7 protein-coding genes and 1 pseudogene are annotated in these 8233 nt (G+C 61.9%); 2 read left to right on the top strand and 6 right to left on the bottom strand.

What is annotated here, in order from left to right; all coding sequences use genetic code 11:
• Positions 1-203: pseudogene (locus HGO38_RS08025) on the top strand (UTP--glucose-1-phosphate uridylyltransferase); the annotation flags it as partial.
• A 7-nt stretch (positions 204-210) separates the two neighbouring features.
• Here the strand turns inward: HGO38_RS08025 and HGO38_RS08020 are convergent.
• Entirely contained in the window at positions 211-1689 is a 1479-nt protein-coding gene (locus HGO38_RS08020; protein WP_250955357.1) for an outer membrane beta-barrel protein, read from the bottom strand.
• 203 nt (positions 1690-1892) lie between these two features.
• On the opposite strand from HGO38_RS08020, the gene HGO38_RS08015 reads away from it, so the two are divergent.
• On the top strand, positions 1893-2888 hold the full coding sequence (locus HGO38_RS08015; RefSeq protein WP_250955356.1) for a KpsF/GutQ family sugar-phosphate isomerase: 996 nt from the start codon (positions 1893-1895) through the stop codon (positions 2886-2888).
• Here HGO38_RS08015 and HGO38_RS08010 read toward each other — a convergent pair whose 3' ends face one another.
• The 5 genes from HGO38_RS08010 to omp10 form a co-directional block, all read right to left on the bottom strand.
• Positions 2889-3347, bottom strand: a complete 459-nt coding sequence (locus tag HGO38_RS08010) for an NfeD family protein (RefSeq protein WP_250955355.1) — start codon at positions 3345-3347, stop codon at positions 2889-2891.
• A gap of 3 nt (positions 3348-3350) precedes the next feature.
• Entirely contained in the window at positions 3351-4370 is a 1020-nt protein-coding gene (locus HGO38_RS08005; RefSeq protein WP_250955354.1) for an SPFH domain-containing protein, read from the bottom strand.
• 133 nt (positions 4371-4503) lie between these two features.
• Complete coding sequence (gene hemH, locus HGO38_RS08000) at positions 4504-5538, bottom strand: ferrochelatase (RefSeq protein ID WP_250955353.1); 1035 nt, start codon at positions 5536-5538, stop codon at positions 4504-4506.
• A gap of 128 nt (positions 5539-5666) precedes the next feature.
• On the bottom strand, positions 5667-7601 hold the full coding sequence (locus HGO38_RS07995) for a 5'-nucleotidase C-terminal domain-containing protein (RefSeq protein WP_250955352.1): 1935 nt from the start codon (positions 7599-7601) through the stop codon (positions 5667-5669).
• A gap of 183 nt (positions 7602-7784) precedes the next feature.
• Positions 7785-8147: an outer membrane lipoprotein Omp10 gene (omp10, locus tag HGO38_RS07990; protein ID WP_250955351.1), complete on the bottom strand. Its 363-nt coding sequence runs from the start codon at positions 8145-8147 to the stop codon at positions 7785-7787.
• Between the last annotated feature and the right edge of the window lie 86 nt (positions 8148-8233).

Below are 8233 nucleotides of genomic sequence, written 5' to 3'. Positions count from 1 at the left end.
GCAATGAGATCCAGTTGACGGACAGCATGCTGAAGCTGCTGACCGAGCAGGATTTCACCGCCTTTCCGTTCCGCGGCACAACCTACGACACCGGCGCCAAGGATGGCTTCATCCTCGCCAATGTCGCCTTTGCTCTTGCACGCGACGACATCCGTCCGAGCGTCGAAGCGCAGCTCAAGGCCATCGTTGCCGCCTTGAAATAGCCGAGCCTTATCGTTTCAACGCCATCCCTACGCCGGCACGCAAGACTTGCGTGTCGGCAGAGGTCTGGGTGGTGGTCAGCTCGTAGCTGAGATCTGCCGTCAGGTCGACATAGCGATTGACGCTGTAGGTCAATCCGGTGCCGGCCGTGTAGTAGATCGTGTCGCTATCGTCACTCTGCGTCGGATAATCCCGCCAGGTGGTCGAGCCTGAAAGCCGGGCCACCAGATTGCTGCGCAATTCGTGCGCCACGCCGGCATTCAGCTGATAGGCCACCGATCCGCTCAGCCCGGCGGTGGTGGAGGGCTCGATCGAGGTCGACAGGCCGACGGTGACATCGGTGCCGCGCTGCGGCGACCAGCCGAGATTGCCGTCCAAGGTGATGGCGCCGAGGTCTTCCAACCGCTGGTCGTCAAACATCATCCGCTCATAGCCGATCCCCAGCTCGCCGCGCAGCTTTTCGCCGAAATCGGCGGCAAGGCCGGTGCTTACGGCATATAGGTCGCCCGAGCGTTGATAGCCGGAGGAATCGCGCTTGTCGTCATAGAGAATGCGGCCGGCCGACACTTCGATAAACGGAATGAGGGCCGGGGAGAGTTCGTAGCCGATGCGGGCATTTAGGGTGGCCGAGGATCGGTTGCGATCGGATAGCTCGACCCTGGTTCCGTCCGAGAGCACCGCGTCCGTATAGAGTGTCCGGCCAAAGTTGAGGCCGACCGAGCCGCGAATCTTGCCGAAATCGCGCTCGAGCGCTGCGCCGGTGTTGAACTGGTGGATGCCGGATTGCTCCGATGCGCCGCTGATGGCGTTGGGATCGTCCGTATCTTCGTGGCTGAAACTGTAGGCCGCGGTCAGCCGGGCGGCCATGCCGTCGGCCAGATCCAGGCGCAGGTCGGCGTCGATGGCGGCCGTCGGCTCGTCTTCGCCATCGCCGGACAGTACCCGACGCCAGTTGCCCTGGCCGTTGACGGTCAGTTGATGGCTCGACCAGTCGGATGTCAGCGTGCCTTTCAGACCGGTATCCCAATAGGTCTTGCGCTCGCTCTGGTTGCCGGTCTTGGTCGTCTCCGTCACCAGCCCCTGCGAGATCGTCGGCTTCAGCATCATCGTGCCAAGGCGGATGCCGGTGCCGTCGTCGGTCAGGTCACGGCCACCGCGCAATTGGTCGATAGTCGATTCCCGCAGGTTCTGCCGGCCGTTGTCCAACGCATCTGCGGCAATCTCGGCATCGGGGTCGAGCGTCGTCGTCGCCACGGTTGCCGCCGTCACGGTCGTACCGGTCTGCAGATCGTCTGTCGTGTCGGCCGTTATGGCGTCGTCGTCGGATGAGGTCGTTCCCGACGTCAGTGAATCGCTCGATGCGGGCAGGGTCTGCGCCAGACCGGACAGCGGCGGCAGCCACAGGAGACCAGCCGCCAGCGCACAGAGAACCGAAGTCCTGTGCGGCGGACGCGCCATTTTCCTGCCGGTTTTTGAAGGCATTGCCATTCGTTCATGCTCGGGCGTGTGCTGAAATGCTTACCCAAACGTAAAGCCATGTGGTTAACGTTTGGTTGCTAGTGCGCAGATTGCGCTGGCGTGACACGGGTAGAATGTCCTTAATGCAGGACTGCCCAACCTCATCCGTTTGTCTTACAGGTTGTGGTGAATGGTGAATGGACAACGAAGTATAAACGCAGTAGGGAACGGCTATGATAAAGCGCGCTGTAAAACTCATTGAAGCTGGTGCCATCGAATCCGCATTGCGGTCGGTCGCTGCCGAACGTAGTGGTCTGCAAGCTCTTGAAAAGGCTTTGACCGGGTATCTCGCGGGTCCCTTCTGCAATGCCGTCGAAGTTATCGGCAGCATTTCGGGCCGGGTCATTGTGACGGGCGTCGGCAAGAGCCATCACATCGGCGGCAAGATCGCTGCGACCTTCGCGTCGACCGGCACACCGGCCTTCTTCATCCATCCGGCCGAAGCCAATCACGGCGACCTCGGCATGATCGCCCGCGACGACGCGATCATCGCGATGTCGTGGAGCGGCGAGAGCGCCGAACTGCATGGGATGATTTCCTATTCGCGCCGCTTCTCCATTCCGTTGATCGCCATCACCTCCGGCGAGCATTCGACGCTGGCGCGCGAAGCCGATATCGTTCTGCTGCTGCCCAAGGAACAGGAAGCCTGCCCGCATGGTCTGGCGCCGACGACATCGACGATGATGCAGATGGCGATGGGCGATGCGATCGCGCTGGCACTGCTGGAAGCCCGCGGCTTCACCGCCCTCGACTTCCGCACCTTCCATCCCGGCGGCAAGCTCGGCGCCATGCTCTCGCATGTCTCCGACATCATGCACCGGGGCGAAGAGATCCCGCTGGTGCCACTCGGCACGTCCATGCCGGAAGCCATCATCATGCTGTCCCGCAAGCGGTTCGGCTGCGTCGGCGTTGTCGACGAGGCCGGCAAGCTGTGCGGCATCATCACCGATGGCGATATCGCCCGCAACCTGTCGCGCAACCTGGGCGATATGAATGTCGAGGATGTGATGACGCGCGATCCGAAGACGGTGGAAGTCGACACGCTTGCCACCAGCGCCATGGCGACCCTCAACCAGCACAATATTTCGGCGCTGTTTGCCGCCGATGAGGACGGCGTTCCCGTCGGCATCGTGCATTTCCACGATCTGCTGCGGATCGGCGTGGCCTGATCAGGCCACCTCCACCGTCAGATCCCGGCCGGTGCTGGAGACGATCCGCACCTTTGTGCCGGCCGGCAGGTCCGGCCCCATGACAGACCAGAAGGTATCGTCAAGCCGGATCCGGCCACGGCCGTCATGCATCGGTTCCTGAAGCGTGGCGGTCCGGCCGACCAGGCTTTCGCCGCGCTTGTTGAGCAAGGGCTCGTCGCTCTGGTTCTCGCCGCGCGACACCAGCCGGCGGCCCAAGAGGATGGCGACGACGGCAAGTGCTGCAAACACCAGGATCTGCACCTGCCAGCCCCAGAAGGGCGCTCCCCAGAATAAAAGCGACAGCATGCCGGTGCCGATGGCGCCGATGCCGATCCAGACGAGAAACACGCCTGGCATCGCCAGTTCGGCAGCCAGCAGCAGCAGTCCCAGCAGCCACCAGGTCCATGGTCCCAGTTGTTCAGCAAGCCAGGTCAGCATGGCTTACTTCCCCTGGTTGGGCGCGAAGGGATTGACGGCCGGGGTGGTGCGCGCCGGGGCGGGGGTCGCGGCCGGGCGGGGCTTCGGCAGTTCGCCGGTCGACGGATTGCCGAATACCTCGCGAGCAAGGGCGCCGATGCCGCCGAGCGAGCCGATCAGCGAGGAGGCCTCCATCGGCATCAGCACGATCTTGGAATTGGGCGCCGAGCCGATCGTCGCCATGGCTTCGGTGTATTTCTGGGCGACGAAGTAGTTGATGGCGTTGATATCGCCGGCGGCGATCGCTTCCGACACCATGCGGGTGGCGTTGGCTTCCGCTTCGGCCAGACGCTCGCGGGCTTCCGCCTCGCGGTAGGCGGCCTCGCGCTCGCCTTCGGCCTGCAGGATGGCGGATTGCTTGGCACCTTCGGCGCGCAGGATCTGGGCGTTTCTGAAACCTTCGGCTTCCAGCACCAGCGCCCGCTTTTCGCGTTCCGCCTTCATCTGCCGGCCCATGGCATCGACCAGGTCCTTCGGCGGCTGGATGTCCTTGATCTCGACGCGGGTGACCTTGATGCCCCAGGGGCCGACGGCCTCATCGACGACGCGCAGCAGGCGATCGTTGATCACCTCGCGGTTCGACAGCAGCTCGTCGAGATCCATCGAGCCCATGACCGAGCGGATATTGGTCATGGTCAGGTTGAGGATGGCATTCTCGAGGTTGGAGACCTGATAGGCGGCCTGGGCGGCATTGAGGATCTGGTAGAAGGCGACCGCATCGGCTGAGACGCTGGCATTGTCCTTGGTGATGACTTCCTGGGTCGGAACGTCGAGCACCTGCTCCATGACATTGAGCTTGGAGCCGATGGTCTCGATGAAGGGGATGATCAGGTTGAGGCCCGGCTCCAGCGTTCGTGTGTAGCGCCCGAAGCGCTCGATCGTGTAGCGATAGCCCTGCGGCACGGTCTTGATCCCGGCAAAGAGGACCAGAACCACCAGCAGCACGAGGGCTATGACGACAATATCAAATCCGGCGAGGTTCATGGTCGGCTCTCCCTGCAATCGTCAGGTGCCGACAGCGGCACCTGCTCGTTTTTGTTTCCTCTGCAGATTTGGCGTTTTAGGACGCCGATTGCAAGGTTAAGCCCCCCGCATCAATGCGCTTTGCGTTGGGATCTCAGATCCAGCCCATCAATTCGCGCCGAACCACATGTTCCAGCACGGCCATGCCGCCGGGACTGTCGTTGAGGCAGGGGATATGGGAGAATTTCTCGCCGCCATTGTGGTGGAAGATCTCGCCGACTTCGCCGGCGATTTCCTCCAGCGTTTCCAGGCAATCGGAGACGAAGCCGGGATTGATCACGGCAATGCGCTTGACGCCGTCCTTGGCAAGCTTTTCGACCGTCTTGTCGGTATAGGGCTGCAGCCATTCCTCAGGCCCGAAGCGGGACTGGAAGGTGACCATCAGGCGATCTTTCTCCCAGCCGAGTTTTTCGCGCAGCAGACGGGCGGTCTTGTAGCACTGGCAGTGATAGGGATCGCCCTTCTGGAAGTAGGACATCGGGATGCCGTGGAACGAGGTCAGCACCAGCTCCGGCTCCCAGTCGAGCGATGCGATATGGGCGGTGATCGAGTTGGCCAGCGCTTCGATATAGACCGGATCGTCGGCATATTGCGGCACGGTGCGCAGCGCCGGCTGCCAGCGCATCTTGAGCAGGGCCTTGAAGGCCTCGTCGTTGACCGTGGCCGTGGTTGCCGCGGCATATTGCGGATAGAGCGGGAAGAGCAGGATCTTCTCGCAGCCGTCCTTCTGCAATTCCTCGATCTTCGAGGCGATCGACGGCTGGCCGTAGCGCATGGCCCAGTCGACCCGCACATTCGCCAGATCACCGAAGGATTTTGCCATCAGCTCCGCCTGGTTGCGGGTATAGGTGCGCAAATAGCTCTCATCGAGATCCTTGTTCCAGATCTTCTCATAGGCCTTGCCCACCTTGCCGGGGCGGGTATTGAGCACGATGCCGTAGAGGATCGGATACCAGAACAGGCGCGACCATTCGATCACCCGTTTGTCGGACAGGAACTCGCGCAGGTAGCGGCGCATCGATGTGTAATCGGTGCCATCCGGCGTGCCGAGATTGACGAGCAGCACCCCGACCTTACCGAACCGCACGGGCGGGTGATTGGCGGGAAGGTGGCTCTGATCAACAGTCATGGGGCGGGTCCTGATTTCTTGCACAATACAGCAGTTACGCCAGAGCGGCTGCCGGGGATCAGTCTTTCTAAAAAGAAAAACCGGCCCGGAAAAGCCCGAGCCGGCTGTAGGACTGCGACAGTTTGACCTTACTTCGCCGGGATCTTCAGCTCTTCGCCGATCTCGATCAGGTCAGGGTTCTTCAGGGCATTTTCCTTGGCGATCTTGGTCCACATCGGGCCATCGCCATAGACGTCCTTGGCGATCTTCCACAGGCTGTCGCCGCGAACGACGGTATAGGCCTTGCTGGTTTCAACCGTCGGCGCTGCGGTGGTCAGGGTCGTGGAGGCGGCCGGCAGTGCCGGAGTGGTGACGGCTGGAGCGGTCGCAGCCGGAGCCGGGGCGGCAGGTGCTGCCGGAGCGGCTGCCGGTGCAGCGGCTTCAACCTTTGCCGGCGGCACATAGGTCGCAGGCGTTGCATCGGTGATGCGGCCGTCGAGATAGGGCTTGTAAGGATTGTTGGCGGTCAGGTATTCGGCGAGCGCCAGTTCGAGGTTCGGGCCGAAGTCATAGGCGTTTTCAGCCTTGGAGGCGAAGATCTTGAAGCCGTCGCCACCGCCACGCACATAGTTGTTGGTGACGATGCCGTAGGTCTTGGCCGGATCGATGGCGACGAAGGCGTCGCCTTCCTTGACCTCAACGGCCGAAATGCGGCTGCCGACCGGCTTGGAACGGTCGAAGGTGTATTTCATGCCCGCCACCTGCAGGAAGCGTCCGGCGCCGTCATCGATCTGGCTGGCACCATTCTCAAGCGCTGCCAACAGGTCGGCACCCTTGAGCTGGAATGTGGCGATGGTGTTCTGGAATGGCAGAACGGTCAGCACTTCGCCCATGGTCACTTCGCCGGCATCGATCGAAGCGCGCAGGCCGCCACCGTTGACAAGCGCAATGGTGATGCCCTGATCCTTGACGCGGTTCAGCTGCGCATCGGCCACCAGGTTGCCCATCTCGCATTCCCTGACGCGGCAGACCTTGCGGTCGCCCTGGATCAGGCCGTCGGAGGCGCCGACGATCTTTTGCTTCAATTCCTCGATCGGTGCTTTCAGCTCATCGATGCGCTTGACGATCGCTTCATCCGGCTTGAACTTTGCGTCGACCAGGATCGGCTCGCCGCTCGCTTCCTTGACGGTGCCGGCATCGTCGAAGACGACTTTCAGGTCGCCGAGATACTTGCTGTACTGGCCGGCCTGCACCACAGGCACCTTGTAGCCGCCGGGATTGTCGACCATCGTCGGATAGGGGCCTTCGGCACCTTCGACGGTGTTGGACAAAAGGGTATGGCTGTGGCCGCCGACGACGACGTCGACATCGGGGATCTTGGCGATCGCCGACAGGTCGCGCGGATAACCGACATGGGTGAGCGCGATGATTTTGGTGACGCCGTCAGCCCGGAGCTTCTCGACTTCGGCGGTGATCGTGGCGACATCGTCGGCGATCAGCACGTTCGGACCGGGGGTGGCGAGTTCTTCCGTATCGTTGGTGACGGCACCGACGATGCCGATCTTCTGGCCGCCGACGTCCAGCACGAGTGACGGCTTGACGCGGTCGCCGAGCTTGGAGGAGACGCTGGCCAGCACATTGGCGGTGACGACCGGGAACTGCACCTTGTCGAGGAAGCCGGCCAGGCCGTCTTCGCTGTCGTCGAATTCGTGGTTGCCGACGGTCATGGCGTCGAACTTCATGGCGTTCAGCACTTCTGCCTCAACCGTGCCCTTGTAGGTGGTGTAGAACAGCGAGCCTTGAAAATTGTCGCCGGCATTCAGCAGCAGCACGTTCTTGCCGCCGGCCTTCAGCGCATCGCGGGTCTCGTTGATGGCGGTGAGCAGGCGGGCAGCACCGCCGAAGCAGGCGGCCTTGGCTTCGTCTTCTGCCGAGCAGGTCGAATCAGTCTTGTTGATCGATTCGATGCGGGAGTGGAAATCGTTGATATGCAGGATATTCAGCTCGAAATCGGCAAAGGCCGCGCTCGCCGTGATGGCCAGCGCCGAGGCGCTCAGAAGGCCAAATCGCAGGGTCTTAAACATCGCTTTTCTCCTGTTGGCATGGGCAATCAGCAAGGCTGTTGTCCCACTTTATTATGAATTGCGTGAGGGCGAACCGCTCATTGCGGGATGTTTCCATCAAGTGCCGGTGACTTCAAGAAAAAAACAGCGCTCCGACACAATCAAGGGTCGGAGCGCTTGCATCTGCTTAGGACAAAACAATGATCAGATGCGGCGCGTCAGCGAGAACTGGGCGCCGGCGTCCGTGGTGCAATTGAGCTGGTTGACCGTGACCATCGCGCAGTTAACCTTGGACTGGGTATTGCGCACCAGCGAGGTCATGTTGATTTCGACCAGCTGAGGCGACAGGGACACATAGGTGCCCGATGCCAGCAGCGCATTGTTATCGGTCGAGCGCGTGCTGAAGGTGCCGGCCTGGAAGCTTGAGACGATGCCGTTCGGATCGACCCAGGCGCCATCGACCGTCGGGGCCTGGCGCACCGGCGGCAGGGGCCGCGGGCCGGTCGAGCTGCAGGCCGAAAGCGCCAGCGCCGTGGCCAGCAGGGTAAGGGTGGTCTTGATCTTCATAACCGTCTCCGCATCGCAAGACTTCGGCCCATGGCCTGAACAGGGGGGATTCTCTTTGCGAAACCATGCCGTGAAGACATGGTGAA

Source organism: Rhizobium sp. CG5, assembly GCF_023701945.1.
In the GTDB taxonomy this organism is placed as follows: Bacteria; Pseudomonadota; Alphaproteobacteria; order Rhizobiales; family Rhizobiaceae; genus Allorhizobium.
The sequence above is the reverse complement of the archived record's forward strand: the minus strand, read 5'-3'. Positions and strand labels throughout refer to the sequence as shown.

Excerpts from the sequence above, each read along its gene's own strand:
- HGO38_RS07995 (WP_250955352.1), bottom strand. The coding sequence starts at position 7,601 with ATGTTTAAGACCCTGCGATTTGGCCTTCTGAGCGCCTCGGCGCTGGCC.
- HGO38_RS08020 (WP_250955357.1), bottom strand. The coding sequence starts at position 1,689 with ATGGCAATGCCTTCAAAAACCGGCAGGAAAATGGCGCGTCCGCCGCAC.
- HGO38_RS08005 (WP_250955354.1), bottom strand. The coding sequence starts at position 4,370 with ATGAACCTCGCCGGATTTGATATTGTCGTCATAGCCCTCGTGCTGCTG.
- hemH (WP_250955353.1), bottom strand. The coding sequence starts at position 5,538 with ATGACTGTTGATCAGAGCCACCTTCCCGCCAATCACCCGCCCGTGCGG.
- HGO38_RS08010 (WP_250955355.1), bottom strand. The coding sequence starts at position 3,347 with ATGCTGACCTGGCTTGCTGAACAACTGGGACCATGGACCTGGTGGCTG.
- omp10 (WP_250955351.1), bottom strand. The coding sequence starts at position 8,147 with ATGAAGATCAAGACCACCCTTACCCTGCTGGCCACGGCGCTGGCGCTT.
- HGO38_RS08015 (WP_250955356.1), top strand. The coding sequence starts at position 1,893 with ATGATAAAGCGCGCTGTAAAACTCATTGAAGCTGGTGCCATCGAATCC.